This window comes from Paraglaciecola mesophila, from assembly GCF_009906955.1.
GTDB classification, from domain to species: domain Bacteria; phylum Pseudomonadota; class Gammaproteobacteria; order Enterobacterales; family Alteromonadaceae; genus Paraglaciecola; species Paraglaciecola mesophila_A.
Map to the genome: position 1 here is coordinate 4,175,971 of NZ_CP047656.1, position 18,207 is coordinate 4,194,177.

Below are 18,207 nucleotides of genomic sequence, written 5' to 3' on the forward strand. Positions count from 1 at the left end.
TGTTTACTTAAAACGATTACTCTTTTACTTCTATTCTGCGTAATGCTCTTTGCATACGCATGTCTTGACGGTTAATATCTAACAAAGTTTTTTCAATGTATCCAAGGTGTTCGTTGCTTGCCTCACGCGCCAATTCTGGATCGCGCTTAACTATGGCTTGCACGATGTTTTTGCGCTGAGAGTTAATCATCAGTTGAGCTTCAGGGTAAGCGGATAAAAAAACCAAGTTCCGATAAATATTATCTTTCAAAAGTGCTTCGAAGCTACGCATAACATGTAACAACACCACGTTATGTGCTGCGACAGCCATTGTCAGATAAAATTCAACCAGGGCTTCAGCTTCTCTATTGTGATCGCTTTGCTGCGATGCGCTAGGTAAGTTTTCTAGTGCATCTTGTAGAGCATCGTAATCACTTTGCTGTCCTCGTAGCGCAGCGTAATAAGCAGCCATTCCTTCGAGGGCGTGACGAAATTCCAATAAATCAAATTGCGTTTCAGGACGAGTGGTTAACAGGGCCATTAACGGGTCAGTGATCAAGGTGTTCATCCGGCGCTTTACAAACGTACCACCGCCTTGCTTTCTTTCAACTAATCCTTTGGCTTCCAATTTTTGTATGGCTTCTCGAACAGAAGGGCGTGACACGGCGAACTTAAGTGCAAGTTCACGTTCCGACGGCATTTTTTGTCCGGAAAGAAAAGTGCCGTCGATCAACATGGACTCTATTTGTTCCATTATTTCGTCAGACAATTTTTTTGTACGAACATGCTGCATGTCGCTTCACCGCTCCTGTCTTTTAAACCGCACATTTAGACGCTAAATATACAAATTGGACAATTGGTAAGACCAATTAACCCAATAGCTTAGAGCAGTATCGCCATTGGGTAAATGTCTAATTGCTTTAAAAGTGCTGAATAAAGTAAAAAAAAGCTGACGGACCACCCAAATTGCGGGTGTTTTAGCCGATCTTCGCTGACTGGTCTGAGTTGTTAGCTTAGCCAGCCACCTAAGGTTAATCCTGAGATAACAGCCATTAAGAACAAAATGTTTCTTTTTGCAAGTTTGACCAAGGTGCAGGGCTCCTCTGTATAATCGCGTTCATCTGGCTCTACTTCTTCTGCTGCTTGAGTGACATCAATAAGTAATTTCTTAGCAGATATATTGGCAGCAAAGAAGTGTCCAAGCCAAATTGGCAATGCTCTAGAAAAGTGCCCAACTAATAAGAAACCAAGGGAGGTAATGCGCACTGGAAGCCAATCCAGCACATGAATGATTTTGTTGGCGTGTTGGTTGTCGTTGCCGATTTTTGATTGAATGGCCCGTGCCAATACATAAAATAAAGCACCGGCGGCACCAAAAAACACGAAAAATAAAATCACGGCAGCATAATGGCGATAGTTCTGCCAGACAAGGTTTTGGCCGAAAGTGGCGGGGATTTTCTGATTCTCACAGATTTGATCTTCATATAAGCTACAGGCTTCCATGTCGCCGCGATTAGCTGCTTGGAGATAACATTTATACGTAGCGCGGACGTTAGGACAGCCCACGCATACCATGAGTATGCTCGTACTAAGAATAAACGCGATAATTTGCCCAACAGCAAAGGTCAGTATACAAAATACGATAATCGCAGGAAGCGCTATGACAAGTAGTAGGGTGAGTACAGAGGTTTCACCTGTTAACCCATCACGTCTTTGCCATCCTGATATGTATTTTTCACTGTAGAAATCCGCCTGCCAGTAGCGGGATTTCGTTGTAACACGCTCCACAAACAGTACCAGCAGTAAACTGATTAAGGTCATGTTTTATTCCTCTTTTTAGTTATTGTTATTTTTACGTTTCAAAGCAAACTCAAACCTTGACGAAAGCGTTGCCAGTCGAAAGCCACTCCAGGATCCGTTTTACGCCCAGGAGCAATATCATTATGGCCTACTATTCGACCAAGGGTGATTTTAGGGTAAGTGTGCATAAGTATTTGGCTCAATTTGAGCAAAGCAGTGTATTGCTGTTTTGTGTATGGGATGTGATCAGCCCCTTCTAGTTCGACGCCTATCGCGTAGTCGTTGCATCGCTGGCGCCCTTGGAAACTAGAAAGGCCAGCGTGCCAAGCACGCTCATCAAAAGGCACAAACTGAATCAGTTCTCCATCACGTTTAATAACACAATGTGCCGATACGCGCATTTCATGTATTTTTTGAAAATATGGATGCGCTTTGGGGTCAAGTTTGCCGGCAAAAAAATCTTCAATATAGGGCGTATCAAACTGGTTAGGCGGTAATGAAATATTGTGAATAACCAGCAAAGATATATCACGGGGATCAGGGCGTTGATCTTTATGCGTGGTCGTGACCTGGCGTGCATCGATCAGCGCGTGTTGGTTGATGGTAAATGCACAGGGAAATTCGTTTGACAATGGGGAAGACAACACAGCAGCCTGTTAAATCTCAGTAAGGTTGGTATTATTTAACGTCACACAGTAAAAGTCGAATCGAATATGTCAAAAGATGGATCATCGCAGGCCGCTCAAGCGAGCCAAAGCCCCTTGGGGAAATGGATGTTGATACTTGCCTGGGCCGCTGGACTAGGGTTATTGACCTTGTTGTTTCACAAGCAACTTGCGCAGCAGTTGAACCCAAATAGCGCTCCACAAAGCCATATACGCGGTGAGCGTATAGAGGTACAACTACAGCAAAATCGCTATGGGCATTATGTCACCAGTGGTTTGATCAACGCCCAGCCTGTTGTCTTTATGCTCGATACCGGCGCTACAAACGTGTCGATTCCCAGCGCACTCGGGCCCTCACTTGGCTTAACACCGGGTCGACAAGCATGGGTACAAACGGCTAACGGTCGCTTGCGCGTCGCGCAAACCAGTATTGATGAGTTACAGATCGGTGGGATTGTTTTGCGTAACGTCTCTGCTCATTTAAATCCGGGCATGATGGGCAATGAGATATTGCTTGGGATGAGTGCCTTGAAACAAGTAGAATTCGCTCAACGAGGTGAGCAACTGATACTGCGTAGTGAATAACAAAGCTTGCGCAGGATCCAACGCTTTCTTCATTGGTTTATATTTCATATTTTTATAAAGAGTCAATATGTTACAACACGCTATTCAACAAGCCGTTAAGGCTGCATTACTCGAAGACCTAGGCGGCCCAGAGTGCATGGTCGGAGATATTACAGCGAACCTTATTCCAGAGCCGCAGCAAATTAAAGTAAATATCATTACCCGCGAGGACTGTGTTGTAGCGGGAAAGGAATGGGTAAATGCTACGTTCCAACAACTTGATAACGACATTAAAATCGACTGGAAAGTAGAAGATGCACAGCACGTTATCGCCAACACTGTGTTATGTGAAATCAGTGGAAACGCCCGGATGATTTTAACAGGGGAACGCACGGCGTTAAATTTCCTACAGACCCTTAGTGGTACAGCAACTGTTGTGGCGGATTACGTGAAAGCCCTCGGTGACAGTGAAACCAAATTATTAGATACGCGCAAGACCTTGCCAGGTATGCGCTTAGCACAAAAATACGCTGTAACCTGCGGTGGCGGTAAAAATCATCGTATTGGTCTGTACGATGCGTATTTGATCAAAGAAAACCATATTTTAGCTTGTGGTTCGATTGCAAATGCCATCGAAAAAGCCCGCCAAATGCATCCAGATATTCCAGTGGAAGTTGAGGTTGAAAATCTAGATGAACTCAGCCAAGCATTAGATGCAAGTGCTGATATCATCATGCTGGACAACTTTACCTTAGACGATACTCGTCAAGCGGTTTTATCGACCAAGGGGAAAAGTAAGTTGGAAGTCTCTGGCAATATCACTAAAGAGCGCATTGCTGAATTGGCCAAAGTCGGGGTCGATTATATTTCCAGTGGGGCGCTCACTAAACATGTGCAGGCCATTGATTTGTCGCTGCGCGTGGTAGGGTAATTTTTGTTATCTACTACAATGATTATCAATTGAGGCATTCCAAATAGTTAAGTTACTAATTTCATACACCTAGGTATAGCCCTGCATACTTGTCAGATGGTCGGAGCGTTCTATACTAATTTTGAAATTACAACACGCCTTGTTACAAATTGGTGACTAAGGCCAACTTAACGACATATGCACCGAACGAGTGCAGGAGAGCTTCATGAACACAATTGATATGAATACAGTAGCGACAAAAAAACAAGGTGGTTTTACTCTAATTGAATTAATGATTGTGGTCGCCATTATCGGTATTTTGGCCATGATTGCTTTACCTGCGTATCAAACTTACACCGCAAAAGCCGGTTTTAGTGAAGTGGTATCCGCAGCAGGCCCTGCTAAAACAGCTGTAGAGATATGCGTGCAAACCGGTATCCCAGCGAACTGTGACGATATCGCAGATCAAGCTGGTTGGGCCTCAGGTGACTTAGTCACTTCAGTCGCTATCACGGGAACCGAAGCCGCTGGTTATGTTGTGACAGTAACACCTACTGCTAATGTACAATCGGGTGTTACTGCGGCAGAAACTTATGTGCTTACAGGTACCGTTGCTGCTGGCTCTGTTAATTGGGCTACATCTGGCGGTTGTACTGCTGCTAACTTATGTTAATCCACTAGTGTAATGATTTTTTCGCCCAGCCTTTCGCTGGGTTTTTTCATTTAAGAGAGTGCCCTATGCCTAAAGCCACCACTACCTTTGTTTGGAGCGGAGCGAACCGTAAAGGTCAAACTGTAAAAGGCGAGATCAGTGCGGTGTCGGTTGTAGAGGCAAAAAACCTACTGCGCCGACAGGGTGTTTCGGCCAAAAAAGTGAAAAAGCTGGCAAAGCCTTTCTTCGGTGGGCAAAAAATCAAGCCAGTGGACATCAGTATTATTTCTCGTCAGATTGCCACTATGCTAAGCGCCGGTGTGACCTTGATTCAAACCATAGACATGATTGCCACAGGTCACAACAACCCGAATATGCGTAAAATGCTGGGTGAAATTGGGGGGGAAGTAAAAGCCGGTAATCCCTTTTCAACCGCGCTGCGCAAACATCCAGATCAATTTGACGATTTATACTGTGATTTGGTATCCACCGGGGAGCAGTCCGGTGCGCTAGAAACCATTTATGACCGCATTGCCACCTACAAAGAAAAAGCAGAAGCGCTAAAGTCGAAAATTAAAAAAGCTATGTTCTATCCTGTGGCTGTGATAGTGGTGGCTTTTATCGTGACCACTATCTTGCTCATATTTGTGGTGCCGCAGTTTGAAGAGATCTTTAGTAGTTTTGGTGCCGAGTTGCCGGCCTTTACCCAATTTGTATTAACCATATCTCGTTTTCTGCAAGAATTCGGATTATTTGTCGCAGCAGGCTTAGTGGTGGCTGGGATCTTGTTTAGTAAAACCTATAAAAAATCAAAACGTCTGCGTGACAGCCTTGACAGTAAAATGCTCAAAATCCCTGTGATTGGCGAAATTTTAAAAAAGGCATCAGTGGCTCGTTTTAGTCGCACCTTAGCGACGACATTTGCTGCGGGTGTGCCGTTAATAGGGGCGTTAGACTCCGCTGCTGGCGCCTCGGGAAATGCGGTTTTCCGTGACGCTATCTTGTTTGTTAAAAAAGAAGTTGCCGGTGGTACGCAAATGAACACTGCTATGCGAGCCACAGCAGTGTTTCCCGATATGGTGACCCAAATGGTGGCGATTGGTGAAGAAGCCGGCGCTGTTGATGATATGTTGAGTAAAATTGCCACCATTTATGAAGCAGAAGTAGATGATATGGTTGATGGTCTCACAAGCTTACTTGAACCAATGATTATGGCGGTGTTAGGCGTGGTCATTGGTGGCTTAATTGTCGCTATGTATCTCCCTATTTTTGAAATGGGCAATGTAGTTTAAGCTTAAAAAGTCAGCAACAGGTACGCAAAGTACCCTAAAGCCTAGTTTCGTATGATCTTTTCTGGCAAGCTAGCCCACATTAATTGCCTTTAAAAGCTTTGTGTAATGGATGCTATTTTTCAGCTGATGGCTGACTCGCCACTATTTTTTCTCAGTTTTGTGTTCATCGTCAGTTTGATGGTAGGCAGCTTTTTGAACGTCGTGATCTATCGTTTACCCGTTATGATGGAACGAAGCTGGAAAGCGGACTTTCAAGCGCATTTTGAAACGGATGTATCTACGTTAGGCTCGAACACTGACCAGCCTGAGTCAACCCCCTTTAACCTGATTAAACCTGACTCTACCTGTCCTAAGTGCCAGCATAAAATTCGTGCGTGGGAAAATATCCCAGTAATAAGTTGGCTGCTGCTGCGAGGAAAATGCAGTCAATGTAAAAATGCTATTTCTATTCGTTACCCGCTTATCGAACTGGGTACAGCGCTTTGCTCAGTATGGATTGCTTGGCACTTTGGCTATTCTTGGTCTGCGCTAGCGGGCATTGTGATGACTTGGATCTTAGTGGCGCTGATTTTTATCGATATCGATACCATGCTATTGCCGGACCAACTTACCTTACCGCTACTGTGGATGGGGTTACTGTTTAGTATAGTGAATCCTGCCGTAACCACTGCCGACTCTATCATTGGGGCAAGTGTTGGGTACTTGAGTCTTTGGTCTGTGTACTGGGCGTTTAAGCTACTTACGGGCAAAGAGGGCATGGGCTATGGTGACTTTAAGTTGCTGGCTGCACTGGGCGCGTGGATGGGTTGGCAGTATTTAGCGATTGTGGTGTTAATGTCCTCTCTGGTTGGGGCAATTATCGGCATAAGTATATTGAGTTTGCAGGGCAAGGATAAAGGGCAGGCGATCCCGTTCGGTCCTTATTTAGCGATTGCGGGGTGGTTGACCTTGCTTTACGGGGATTGGATTTCGAGCCAATATTGGCAGTGGGTAGGATTATGAGTCAGTTTGTTGTGGGCGTGAGTGGTGGTATTGGTAGTGGCAAAACAACCGTGACCAATGCATTCGCCAAACTAAATGTAGATATCATCGATGCAGATGTAATTTCTAGAGACGTTGTTGCCCCAGGGACTAAGGGCCTGCGTGCGATTGTCGAAAAGTTTGGCTCAGGGATATTGGATCAAGGCCAATGTTTGAATAGGCGAGCATTGCGAGAAATTATCTTCAGTGATGAGCAGGCCAAAAGTTGGTTAAACGCCTTATTGCATCCTTTGATTAGGCAAGAAACGTTGCGTCAGACCATGGATGCTACGTCAGCTTATTGTATGTTGAGCGTTCCATTACTGGTTGAAAACGGTAGTTACAAAAATGTCGACCGCGTTTTAATCGTCGATGTGCCCGAGTCGACTCAAGTGACCCGAAGCATGGCGCGAGACAAAGCAGAAGAAGCACTAATAAAATCTATTATGGCATCGCAAGCGAGCCGTCAACAACGACTTGAGGTTGCTGATGACGTGATAGATAATAGTGGTAACGAAAGTGAGTTGAGCAAACAAGTGCTAGCGCTTCATCAGCGTTATTTACAATTTGCCAACGCTGTCGCCCAGTCTTGATTTAACGCTTATAAACTACGTCTATTTAGCAGTGTCGATAGGTTAAATCTAAAACTAAACAATTTGCCTATTTAGTTGTCAAATTGTTAGTGTCGTTTCGCTTACCTTTATTCACATAACTTTTTGAGAGAGTGATGCCCCAAGCTATTTATGAATTTCCGCTCAACGAAAAGGTCAGAACATACCTGCGCCTAGAGCAACTTTTTCAACAATTAAATCAGGTGAAACAAGCCACCGAAAATTGGCAATACATCCATTTTTTATCTTCGTTGTTCACCTTACTAGATTTGCTCGAACGCTTGGATTTACGCACTGATGTATTGAAAGATATTGAAGCGCATGAGAAAAACTTAGTGTTATGGTCTCAACATCCGAATATTGATAATGATGCGTTGCAATCTGCGCTGCAACAAATTCTTCGGCTGCGCGAAGAGCTTAAAAGCGCCAAAAAATTTGGTGCCGATCTTAAGGAAGATCGATTTTTAGCGGCTATTCGTCAGCGCTTTGCGATACCTGGCGGAACGTGCAGTTTTGATTTACCCAGCCTGCATTACTGGTTACAACAACCTCACGAGCGTATTCAAAATGATATTAAAGGGTGGATGTCTGAGATTGATTTGATTGACCGAGGTTTACAAATCATTTTGGCATTTTTACGTGAACGAGGGCGCTTTAACACGATAGAAGCAGCTAAAGGGTTTTATCAAGGTATCGCAGATGACAAGAACGAGCTGATTCGGGTGATAAGTGCCACAGACCAAGGTTACTATCCTATGTTAAGCGGCAACAAATACCGCTACGCCATTCGCTTCATGTTGTTCACGCCAAATATGCAAGGTGGCACCACAGTTGATGAACAGGTGACCTGTAAGTTAGCCTGTTGTTAGTTATTCGTTTACGTGTTGAAAAAAGGAGCTGGTGATGAAAGTCAATTGCCCGTCTTGTAAAACATCTGTTGAGTGGAATGAAACAAGTCCATTTAGGCCTTTTTGCAGTAAGAAATGTCAACTTATTGATCTAGGTGAGTGGGCTGATGAACAAAAAGCGATCCCTTGTGGTCCGTCGAAAGACGCAGAAATGTCACAGTTACCTGATATAGAAGAGATTGAAGCGATGCTCAGTGAGCAAGGGGATGACTTTTTTAAACAGTGATGCCTGGCAAAGTATATCGGTGAGAGAGGGCGCATTGCTCTTAATCGTTTTATTAGATTTCATCGATAGATTTTAATTGTTTTTTATATTTAATCAGCTGAGCTATATTAGCACCATCAAAATGATTAACCCTTTAACCAACTGGAGATATTATGTCTAATCCAAACTTTGCAGATAAAACAGGTCAACGTGTCCCTGATGTGACTTTCCCAATTCGCGTGAATGACGAATGGGAAAAACGCACTACAGATGAAATTTTTTCTGGTAAAACTGTCGTAGTATTCTCACTTCCAGGTGCGTTTACGCCAACGTGTTCTTCAACACATTTACCGCGTTACAATGAACTTGCGAAAGTATTTAAAGCCAATGGCGTTGATGAAATCGTATGTGTTTCGGTAAACGATACCTTTGTTATGAATGCTTGGGCACAAGACCAAGAAGCACAAAACATTAGCTTGTTGCCTGATGGTAACTGTGAGTTTACCGATGGTATGGGTTTATTAGTAGATAAAGCGGACCTTGGTTTCGGCAAGCGTAGCTGGCGTTATTCTATGTTGGTAAAAGACGGTGTAGTAGACAAAATGTTTATTGAGCCTGATTTACCGGGTGACCCGTTTGAAGTATCTGATGCTGATACTATGCTGGAATACATTGCGCCTAATGCAACGAAACCAGCACCAGCGGCAATTTTTACCAAGCCAGGCTGCCCGTTCTGTACCAAAGCCAAAGCATTGCTAACGGAAAAAGGCTATGAGTTTGAAGAGCTCGTCATGGGTAAAGAGATCACTTTCACAGGTATGAAAGCGATTTCCGGCAATGATACTTGGCCACAGGTCTTTATTAATGGCCAACACATTGGTGGCAGTGATGATCTAGCTACGTTTCTTAATAAATAATTTTATTATTAAATAGCGTTTTAAAGGGCTAACTTTGTTAGCCCTTTTTTGATAGCACTGTGCTGGAATACCCGTCATAGCAATCATTGGCGCAGCCAGATATGATACGTCTAAGACTAACTGCTCAGACGTGTACCCTATGAGATTGATTCATTCAGTATTTTTACCCCTTTTAACCGTCATCATTAGCGCTTCGTTCGCGTCCCATGCGGATACCTCGCTCGACACTGGTTTAACTCAATTTGATCACTTGTATCAGACTGAGCTCGGTGACGTAGTGAGCTGTCAATCTCAAACCGAATCGCGTCATGCTACCTGCTCGAGTCAATTGAAAAACGAAGGGAACGCTCCCTTTGTGCTGCATCACGCTCATAAAACACAAAAAGTATTCGTGCTTTTTCATGGCCTGAGTGATTCACCTTTTTTTCTAACAACAGTGGCACAAGCTATACATAGCCAAGGCTACAACGTTTTAGTCGCACTTTTACCAGGACATGGTAAAAAAAATGCGGACCAAGATATGCAAGATCCAGAATTGGCGATGCGTTGGCGCAACAACGTACAAGAAATGATTGCTCTGGCTCCTGAGTTTGGCGAGCAGTTGTATTTAGGGGGCTTTTCAACTGGTGGGGCCTTGTCTGCACAATACATTCTAGAACATCCGGGGGAAGTGAAAGGGTTATTGCTTTTTTCAGGTGCGCTGGCCCTAGACTCAAGCGTAGAAACCATGGCAAGCATTTGGGGGATCAAGTGGTTAGCCAAAACATTAGATGGGGATTATCAATCGATTGGCCCTAACCCATTTAAGTATCCCAGTGTGGCGCGTTATTCAGCATTTCAGTTGACCGACGTCATATTCTCGGTACGTGATTTGATGAAGCAGCAAAAACCGCTAGATATTGCCATTTTCGCGGCGCACTCTGAAGCTGATAACACTACACCTATTTCTGGTGTCAAAGAGTTAATGGCATACAATAAAGGGGAGAATACCTTGTTTCTTGTGGATAAAAAGTTTGCTGTGTGTCATGCCGACGTTGTGGTAAATGAAGCACAAATTAAACAGATGAATTTTGATGAAAGCCAAGTGGCTGAGATTTTACCTTGCAGTATTCCAAGTGCGAACCCTCAGCATGCAGAAATGCTTGAAGCCATGAACGCGTTTATTCGACAACATTAACTTTTGTTTGGCGTGGCGAAGTGCCGTCCTTTACCCAGATGATCCCCATTACAGGGAGACGCACTTTGATTTAAAGTACATGCGCAAGGAATAGTTATATTTTACTATCAATGAACAAAATAATGGCTGTTTCTGTTACGTATTAATCTACTACCTTCATTTTTTGTGGGTAATTGAATATGTATACTTTGTATGGCTCTGAAGTGTCTCTTTATACGGGAAAAATTCGCGCTTATTTACGTTTTAAGCAACTGCCTTTCAAAGAGGTGCTATCCACTATTGGTGTTTATAAAAAAATAATACGTCCTAATACAGGTGTAACCTTTATCCCCGTTGTGAAAACACCTCACGGCCAATACCTACAAGATACCGCACGTATTATCGAATATTTAGAAATACATAATCCACAAAGAACGGTTATTCCACCCGGCTCTACACAGAAGTTAGTCAGTGAATTATTTGCTTTATGGAGTGACGAATGGTTGGTTATCCCAGCAATGCATTATCGCTGGAATAAAGATAACTTCCCCTTTATCTATCAAGAATTTGGCCAAGTGGTCGCCCCTAAATTTCCTCGTTTTATTCGGGCGTATTTTGGTAAAAAATTGGCGAAAAAATTCAGTGGTTTTGTTCCTATATTAGGTATCACGTCTCAAACCATTCCCAGCATAGAGAACTGGTATGAAAACACCGTATTGCATCATTTGAATCGCCATTTTGCTGTACATGACTATTTATTGGGCAGTCGCCCGTGTGTCGGGGATTTTGCATTAATGGGGCCGTTATACGCTCACTTATATCGAGATCCTGCTCCAGGCAAGGTAATGCAACGTAAAGCACCCCATGTAGTGGCTTGGGTTGAGCGAATGAATCAAACAAATGTGCAGTTAGGGGAGTTTATCACTGACGATGATATTCCTGATACTTTGTTGCCTTTGCTGCAAAATATGTTTGATCAACAATGGCCCGTACTAAGTGATACAGCGAGTAAACTGAGTGAGTGGCGAGCAACCCATTGTGATGAACAATTGATTCCTCGTAGTATCGGGCAACACAGCTTTAATTTTGACGGGGTTTCAGCGCAACGAGCAATAGCTAGTTTTCATCAGTACAAGTTGCAAAGGGTGTTAGACACATTCCAACAATTTAATGAAGATGACAAAGAAAGATCTCTGGCTTTGTTAGATAGGGTGGGCGGCAAGCAATATATACAAATGAACGTACAGGTCAGAGTTGCAATGGTGAATAACAAGCTCGTTTTTGCTTAAAGGTGTGTTATACCATTTCTACATAGCGACGCCTTAATCAAAAACCGCTGGACGCATTCTGAGGCGGTCACTTATTAATGCGGATTGGTATTTAATGGAACATTAATTTCAAAATGCACACCATTATTTGCTGAAGAGTGGCAATCAATCGTACCTTTTAGCAGCTTTACTACTATGTTGTAGCAAATATGCATACCTAATCCATTTTCGCTACTTCCGTTAACTAAGCTGAAAAACGGCTTATACAGATTAGCGATACGCTCTGGCTCCATACCTTGCCCATTATCTGAATAAATAATGGTCAAAGAAGCGCCAGAATCAACCTGTGTTTTGTATGCTTGAATACTGATTTTTCCAGCCTGATCGTTTGTGAATGCATGTTCAATCGAGTTTAAAATTAAATGTGTTAATACTTGGCCAATTGCGCCTGGGTGACACACTAGCGTTAAATCACTGGGAACATCTAAACAAAATCGGTGCTGGGTCGTTTTTAGTTTTGGTTTTAGGGACAACAATACCTCTGTCATATAATGGCAAAGATTTACCTCACGAGAAGTGTGATAATGCTGATCTTTAACTAGCTGCTCGAAATTACGCATGAGTTGATCTGCGCGCAATACATTGCGCTGTACGATAGCAAGCGAGTCTGTTGTTTCTTGGTAAAGCTTTTTCAAATCAGACTTTTTAAGATTGCTATTTTCAAATTTCGACTCAGATAGAGTGCTCAATGCCTGCAAATGCGAAGTGGCAGTGATGGCAGCCCCTAAAGGCGTGTTCATCTCATGGGTTAAGCTAGATAGCATAGTGGTTAACGCGGCCATGCTTTCCATTTCAACTAATTGTTCTTGAATGCGATTGCGTTGAGTAATGGCTTTTTTGAGCAATAAGTTCGATTCATTCAGTTCAACTCTTTGCTCAGCAGCGCGAGCGTTATGGGCATCCTGCAGTGATTTTAATTGTCGCTCAGAGGAAGCTTGCTGAAGTAACTGAGAAAGAGCAGAACACAGTATCTCTATACGTTTTTGTTGTTGCTCTGTCAGTTCTGTGCGTACGATGTTAAATAGGGTAACCACGCCCAGTACGCTTTGTACGTTGTCTGTAATTGGCAGTGCTAAACAGTTTTCAATGGCTAAATCAGTTGCACAGCTATGCAGTTGGGCCCAATCTGCATTTTGGCTTATTTTCGTTGTTAGTTCACTGCGCCTGTGTTTAAGCACGCAATGAGGCGCACTTTTCGCTTGGGTATCGTTTAACGCCAAAATAGCGTCGATTAGTCTAGGGGGAGTTGTTATAGCGAGTTCAACTGACACACTAACGTATTGTTCTGTGCGCCATAACACAGTGTATTGCGACTCTAGGGTGTCTTGCAGCAAGATGACCAAGCTACTTACACCAGATGAGCTTTTAGACAGAAGGGCATCGAGCACTTGTGATTTGAAGATATCAGTCGCCAAAATTATGCGCTCTAATCGTTACATGCTTCATCACGTTACTTTACCTCAATATCTGGGTTTTTACATCGAAGGCAATCTACGTGCAGATCGACAGCCTAAACCTCTTTGATTTAAAGTGCATAGCCAATGCACATTGTTTTTTGTATTGCCATTTAACGTACTTTCATCGCGTCTGGAACGCTCAAAATAGCACATTAAAATAGCACATTAATGCCTCAAGTAAAGAAAGTGTTAATGGTTACAAGTCGCCATAAATCGCTTGAAGGACGCTAATCGCGGTGATCGCCGCAGTTTCTGTTCGCAATACGCGTGGCCCTATTTGTACCGTATGGAATCCACCTTGCTCTGTTTGGTACAACTCTTGATCTGAAAAACCTCCTTCTGGGCCAATAAGCAGCCTCACGCCGTCATTTCCTACTGCCATATGACGAAAGCTCTTTTCGGCTCTAGGGTGCAGTGTTAAGCGTAGCGCTGGAGTGGATTGATTTATCCAGTTTTGAAATTCAGTGGGCATGTGCAGGGTCGGGATAACATTTCGTCCGCACTGTTCACATGCAGCGATGATAATTTTTTGCCACTGGGCATGTTTTTTTTGCCAGCGTTGTGGGTCTAGCTTTACGCCGCAGCGCTCGGTGATAAGTGGTGTTATTTCTGCTACTCCGAGTTCAACTGACTTTTGCAGCACTAAATCCATTCTATCGCCCCGTGAAACACCTTGCCCTAAATGGATACTTAATGGGGACTCAAGGCTCATGCTGAGTTTTGCGTCAATTTGCACTCGCACTTTTCGCTTTGAAACATCAATAAATTCACCGCTGTATTCATTGCCATCGCCATTAAAGAGTACAACGGGTTGACCGACTTTTGAGCGTAAAACGTTAGCAACGTGGTTACTGGCATCGGGTGTTAATTCCAGTTCTTGATCTGAGTGCAGAGTGCCAGGGTGGTAAATTCTTGAAATTCGCATAGTTCAAACAGTTAGTCAGTTTGCGCCTATAGTATCAAGGAGTCTTTGTGTGAGGGAAGTGTGTGGAGACAGGAACACTGTAATTTAATAGGGAGCTAAGTGTAGGGATATCGTGAGAACAATACTCGATAGGAGGTTCACGCCTATCGAGTATTTAATTTAGTTTACTTCTGCAACTTCACCAGCCCCTAAAGACGACGTCTGAGCTATGGCGTTAGCTCCTTTGCGTGCATATTTTGTATTCTTACCCGTATCTTTAAATAACGAATAAGCTAAAAGAGCTGCCACGGTTGTCGCAAGTATTACGAGTAGCATCATTTTCAATTCCTTTAAAAATATTATGCCTAGTCGATCGAATCGACCTGATGAGTATATCATCAACGTTAGAGCATGTTCAAAAAAGACGAGCATATTTCATTAAACGTTTACAACTAAAGGGTAGTAACCAAAAGTTGTAAACAAAAACAATATAATTATTTAAAATTACAGGTATATTAAGCCTGCTTAAAAAACACTGAATAAGTGTTATTTAATCGATATGTAATATTGAATAATACCTGGGCAGTTATGCTAGGTGTGGTGGCTAGAGGAATCGGAGTAGCCATTGAAAAATAATGAAACAAATGGAGAAATACATGTTTGAATTTGACTCAGAACAGATGTCCCAAATGATGGACACTTACGTAATTCCTTGGGGAATTAATATCGTAATGGCTATCTTAATTTATATCGTGGGTAAAATAGTTGTTGGCATTATTATTAACGTGTTCGGTAAGATAATGCAGCGTTCTAAATATGACGATATGTTGGTTGACTTTATCAAAGCGATATTGAACGCGATACTCATGCTGTTCGTTATCATCGCATCGTTAAATGAACTAGGTGTTGATACAACGTCTCTTGTCGCCATTTTAGGTGCCGCTGGTTTAGCCATTGGTTTATCTTTACAAGGTTCATTACAAAACTTCGCTGCTGGCGTGATGTTATTGGTATTTCGTCCATTTAAAGCAGGTGACTTTGTTGAAGCGGGCGGTGCAGCTGGTGTAGTTAAAAGCATCAGTATCTTCACGACTATTATGACCAGTGGTGATAATAAAGAAATTATCGTACCTAATGGGCAAATTTATAGTGGCACTATCACTAATTACTCTGCGAAAGAAACACGCCGTGTTGATATGGTAGTGGGTATTGGTTACGACGCCGATCTTAAGCGCGCTAAAGAAGTGTTAAAAGAACTAGCCGCAGCAGACTCTCGCATACTTCAGGACCCAGCGCCGACAATTGCCGTTGCTGAGCTTGCTGATAGCAGTGTTAATTTTGTCGTACGCCCTTGGGTGAAATCAGCAGATTTCTGGGCAGTTAAATTCGACTTTACTGAAGCGGTTAAACTTCGCTTCGACCAAGAAGGTATCTCTATTCCATTCCCGCAAATGGATGTGCATCTTCACAAAGACGCAGAATAAGCGTCTATGACATAAAAAAATGCCGCTTATCCAGCGGCATTTTTTTATGTGTGTTGCTAAGTGTTTAGGCAATGCAAACACTAGGACTTTTTACACTGTGGTCGTTCACTCGTCTGGCGGTACATTGCCAAAGCGGGTGCCATGTTTTCACTTAACTTTTCTATTCTGCTTTGCGGAGCAGGGTGGGTTGATAAGATTTCTGCTTGACGGTTATCGCCGCTAGCTTTGTCCATGTTTTCCCACAAATTGACTGATTGCTGGGGATTAAAGCCTGATTTTGCCATTAACTGTAAACCAATCAAGTCTGCTTCGGTTTCGTGCGTCCGGCTAAAAGGTAATTGAACCCCTACTTGTACACCCATGCCAATGGCTGCCATGATCATATTGTTATTGGCAATTTGATTGGCTTGCAGTAACTGATTAGTTGCTTCCATACCTATGCCAATCAAGGTACTACTAGACATGCGCTCATTACCGTGCTCAGCGATAACATGGCCGATTTCATGTCCGATAACCGCAGCCAACTGATCTTGGTTTTCTGCCACGTCGAGTAATCCGGTATAAACGCCAATTTTACCCCCTGGAAGCGCAAAAGCGTTGACCTGTGGCTCGTCAAATACCACCAGCTCCCATTCACCAGAAAACACAGATTGAGGCACGTGCTTGGTAATGGCATCGGCCACACAGGATACGAACTGATTAGTGACTGGGGTTTTCGATACTTTTTGCTCTGATTTCATACCATCAAAGGTTTGTTGGCCCATATTGGCTAACTGATCAGACGAATACAGCTTGAGTTGGTTGCGCCCTAATGGTGATTTAGCACAGCTCGTTAATAGTAATGTGGATACACAGACAGTGGTGAGTACTTTATTTAACGAATATGTCATAGCGTACTTCCTGTAAATTAATGTAAATGGAATAAGTGTGATACTACCTTGTTATGTCGCTTGGGTTAATAGCCCCTCTCGAGTAACTCATGAAGCTCTTAGAGCAAAAAAAAACGTATCAGCACTAGCGTGATACGTTTTTCTGGCTATTTGGATTAATGCTGAATTGCTATCAGCAAATACCTCTTTTCACTACAAATTAGCAGCTGCACGCAAGGCCTCGGCCTTGTCGGTTTTTTCCCAAGGAAACTCTTCGCGGCCAAAGTGGCCATAGGCAGCAGTAGCTTGGTAAATAGGGCGCTCTAAATCAAGCATTTTGATTAAACCGTAAGGACGAAGCTCAAAGTGCTCGCGTACCAATGCTGTCAAAGCTTCATCTGATACTTGAGCCGTTCCAAAGGTTTCAACGTTGATCGAAGTGGGCTCTGCTACCCCAATAGCATAAGAAATTTGAATTTCACAACGTTTTGCTAGACCCGCTGCGACTATGTTTTTCGCTACATAGCGTCCGGCATAAGCAGCGCTACGGTCTACTTTTGATGGATCCTTACCCGAAAACGCACCGCCGCCATGACGCGCCATACCGCCGTATGTATCAACAATAATTTTACGTCCCGTCAGGCCACAGTCACCCATTGGGCCACCAATCACGAATCGACCCGTAGGATTAATAAAGTATTTTGTTTGTGCTGTGAGCCATTTAGCGGGTAAGACGGGCTTAATGATTTCTTCCATGACGGCTTCACGTAACTGCTCAGTACTAACAGAATCACAATGCTGAGTTGATAGTACAACCGCATCGATGCCGACAGGTACGTTGTCTTCGTAAACGAAGGTAACTTGACTCTTTGCGTCAGGACGCAACCAATCTAGTTGACCGTTTTTACGGATTTCAGCTTGACGTTTTACTAAGCGATGTGCGTAAGTTACAGGTGCAGGCATCAATACGTCTGTTTCGTCACTGGCGTAACCGAACATTAACCCCTGATCTCCAGCGCCTTGATCTTCAGGGCGTGTGCGATCTACGCCTTGGTTAATGTCAGGTGATTGCTTGCCGATAGCATTTAAAACAGCACATGAATCTGCATCAAAACCCATATCTGAATGGGTGTAGCCTATTTCACGAACGGTATTGCGAGTGAGTTCTTCGATATCAACCCATGCATTGGTTGTGACTTCACCGCCTACCATGACCATGCCAGTTTTTACGTATGTTTCGCAAGCAACCCGAGCTTTGGGATCTTGGGCTAGAATGGCATCAAGTACCGCGTCAGAGATTTGATCTGCAATTTTATCTGGGTGCCCTTCGGATACCGACTCAGAAGTAAAAAGATGCTTAGTCATGTAGGATCCTTATAAAATAAAATGGTCTGATGAATATAGTGACATTTTACTGAATAAGATCAAAAATACCAGTCTTTACTTCTAGACGTCCAAACGGCTGGGCGTAAACGAACCGTTCCAA

The 18,207-nt window shown here is 43.3% G+C and carries 20 protein-coding genes; 12 read left to right on the forward strand and 8 right to left on the reverse strand.

Translation table 11 applies throughout. The annotated features are described in order from the left end of the window. Window positions 1–16: 16 nt before the first annotated feature. From FX988_RS17730 to ampD, 3 genes are all read right to left on the reverse strand, one after another. A complete protein-coding gene (locus FX988_RS17730) occupies window positions 17–772 on the reverse strand; it encodes a GntR family transcriptional regulator (RefSeq protein ID WP_160181420.1) in 756 nt (251 codons plus the stop codon). A gap of 215 nt (window positions 773–987) precedes the next feature. Continuing rightward, window positions 988–1,800: a beta-lactamase regulator AmpE gene (gene ampE, locus FX988_RS17735; RefSeq protein WP_160181421.1), complete on the reverse strand. Its 813-nt coding sequence runs from the start codon at window positions 1,798–1,800 to the stop codon at window positions 988–990. Between the two features lie 38 nt (window positions 1,801–1,838). Further along, window positions 1,839–2,426 (reverse strand): 1,6-anhydro-N-acetylmuramyl-L-alanine amidase AmpD, encoded by a 588-nt coding sequence (gene ampD, locus FX988_RS17740; protein ID WP_160181422.1) that lies wholly within the window; start codon window positions 2,424–2,426, stop codon window positions 1,839–1,841. Window positions 2,427–2,492: 66 nt separating this feature from the next. On the opposite strand from ampD, the gene FX988_RS17745 reads away from it, so the two are divergent. The 11 genes from FX988_RS17745 (at window position 2,493) to FX988_RS17795 (ending at window position 11,968) form a co-directional block, all read left to right on the forward strand. Next, window positions 2,493–3,029, forward strand: coding sequence for a TIGR02281 family clan AA aspartic protease (locus FX988_RS17745; protein WP_254700656.1), 537 nt, complete (start codon window positions 2,493–2,495; stop codon window positions 3,027–3,029). Between the two features lie 67 nt (window positions 3,030–3,096). After that, a complete protein-coding gene (gene nadC, locus FX988_RS17750) occupies window positions 3,097–3,939 on the forward strand; it encodes a carboxylating nicotinate-nucleotide diphosphorylase (protein ID WP_160181423.1) in 843 nt (280 codons plus the stop codon). A gap of 205 nt (window positions 3,940–4,144) precedes the next feature. Next, window positions 4,145–4,591 (forward strand): pilin, encoded by a 447-nt coding sequence (locus FX988_RS17755; protein WP_160181424.1) that lies wholly within the window; start codon window positions 4,145–4,147, stop codon window positions 4,589–4,591. A 65-nt stretch (window positions 4,592–4,656) separates the two neighbouring features. Further along, window positions 4,657–5,862: a type II secretion system F family protein gene (locus tag FX988_RS17760; protein WP_160181425.1), complete on the forward strand. Its 1,206-nt coding sequence runs from the start codon at window positions 4,657–4,659 to the stop codon at window positions 5,860–5,862. Window positions 5,863–5,967: 105 nt separating this feature from the next. Continuing rightward, entirely contained in the window at window positions 5,968–6,864 is an 897-nt protein-coding gene (locus FX988_RS17765; RefSeq protein WP_160181426.1) for a prepilin peptidase, read from the forward strand. Further along, window positions 6,861–7,475 carry a dephospho-CoA kinase gene (gene coaE, locus FX988_RS17770; protein ID WP_160181427.1) on the forward strand — a complete coding sequence of 205 codons (615 nt, stop codon included), beginning with the start codon at window positions 6,861–6,863 and terminating at the stop codon, window positions 7,473–7,475. Before FX988_RS17765 ends, coaE begins: the two co-directional genes overlap by 4 nt. 134 nt (window positions 7,476–7,609) lie before the next feature. Next, complete coding sequence (zapD, locus tag FX988_RS17775) at window positions 7,610–8,362, forward strand: cell division protein ZapD (RefSeq protein ID WP_160181428.1); 753 nt, start codon at window positions 7,610–7,612, stop codon at window positions 8,360–8,362. 34 nt (window positions 8,363–8,396) lie between these two features. Continuing rightward, window positions 8,397–8,627 carry a DNA gyrase inhibitor YacG gene (gene yacG / locus FX988_RS17780; RefSeq protein WP_160181429.1) on the forward strand — a complete coding sequence of 77 codons (231 nt, stop codon included), beginning with the start codon at window positions 8,397–8,399 and terminating at the stop codon, window positions 8,625–8,627. Window positions 8,628–8,779: 152 nt separating this feature from the next. Then, complete coding sequence (locus FX988_RS17785; protein ID WP_160181430.1) at window positions 8,780–9,523, forward strand: glutathione peroxidase; 744 nt, start codon at window positions 8,780–8,782, stop codon at window positions 9,521–9,523. Window positions 9,524–9,662: 139 nt separating this feature from the next. Then, window positions 9,663–10,700, forward strand: coding sequence for an alpha/beta hydrolase (locus FX988_RS17790; protein ID WP_412761911.1), 1,038 nt, complete (start codon window positions 9,663–9,665; stop codon window positions 10,698–10,700). Between the two features lie 179 nt (window positions 10,701–10,879). Then, on the forward strand, window positions 10,880–11,968 hold the full coding sequence (locus tag FX988_RS17795) for a glutathione S-transferase family protein (RefSeq protein ID WP_160181431.1): 1,089 nt from the start codon (window positions 10,880–10,882) through the stop codon (window positions 11,966–11,968). A 74-nt stretch (window positions 11,969–12,042) separates the two neighbouring features. Here the strand turns inward: FX988_RS17795 and FX988_RS17800 are convergent, their stop codons facing one another. From FX988_RS17800 to FX988_RS21645, 3 genes are all read right to left on the reverse strand, one after another. Beyond that, window positions 12,043–13,422 (reverse strand): sensor histidine kinase, encoded by a 1,380-nt coding sequence (locus FX988_RS17800; RefSeq protein WP_160181432.1) that lies wholly within the window; start codon window positions 13,420–13,422, stop codon window positions 12,043–12,045. Window positions 13,423–13,660: 238 nt separating this feature from the next. After that, complete coding sequence (locus FX988_RS17805) at window positions 13,661–14,389, reverse strand: 16S rRNA (uracil(1498)-N(3))-methyltransferase (protein ID WP_160181433.1); 729 nt, start codon at window positions 14,387–14,389, stop codon at window positions 13,661–13,663. 159 nt (window positions 14,390–14,548) lie between these two features. Further along, window positions 14,549–14,707: a hypothetical protein gene (locus FX988_RS21645; RefSeq protein ID WP_201751600.1), complete on the reverse strand. Its 159-nt coding sequence runs from the start codon at window positions 14,705–14,707 to the stop codon at window positions 14,549–14,551. 317 nt (window positions 14,708–15,024) lie between these two features. On the opposite strand from FX988_RS21645, the gene FX988_RS17810 reads away from it, so the two are divergent. Beyond that, window positions 15,025–15,852 (forward strand): mechanosensitive ion channel family protein, encoded by an 828-nt coding sequence (locus FX988_RS17810; RefSeq protein ID WP_160181434.1) that lies wholly within the window; start codon window positions 15,025–15,027, stop codon window positions 15,850–15,852. Between the two features lie 80 nt (window positions 15,853–15,932). On the opposite strand, the gene FX988_RS17815 is transcribed toward FX988_RS17810, so the two are convergent. Both FX988_RS17815 and metK read right to left on the reverse strand, forming a co-directional pair. Continuing rightward, on the reverse strand, window positions 15,933–16,742 hold the full coding sequence (locus tag FX988_RS17815) for a M48 family metallopeptidase (RefSeq protein ID WP_160181435.1): 810 nt from the start codon (window positions 16,740–16,742) through the stop codon (window positions 15,933–15,935). 192 nt (window positions 16,743–16,934) lie between these two features. After that, window positions 16,935–18,086: a methionine adenosyltransferase gene (gene metK, locus FX988_RS17820; RefSeq protein WP_160181436.1), complete on the reverse strand. Its 1,152-nt coding sequence runs from the start codon at window positions 18,084–18,086 to the stop codon at window positions 16,935–16,937. Between the last annotated feature and the right edge of the window lie 121 nt (window positions 18,087–18,207).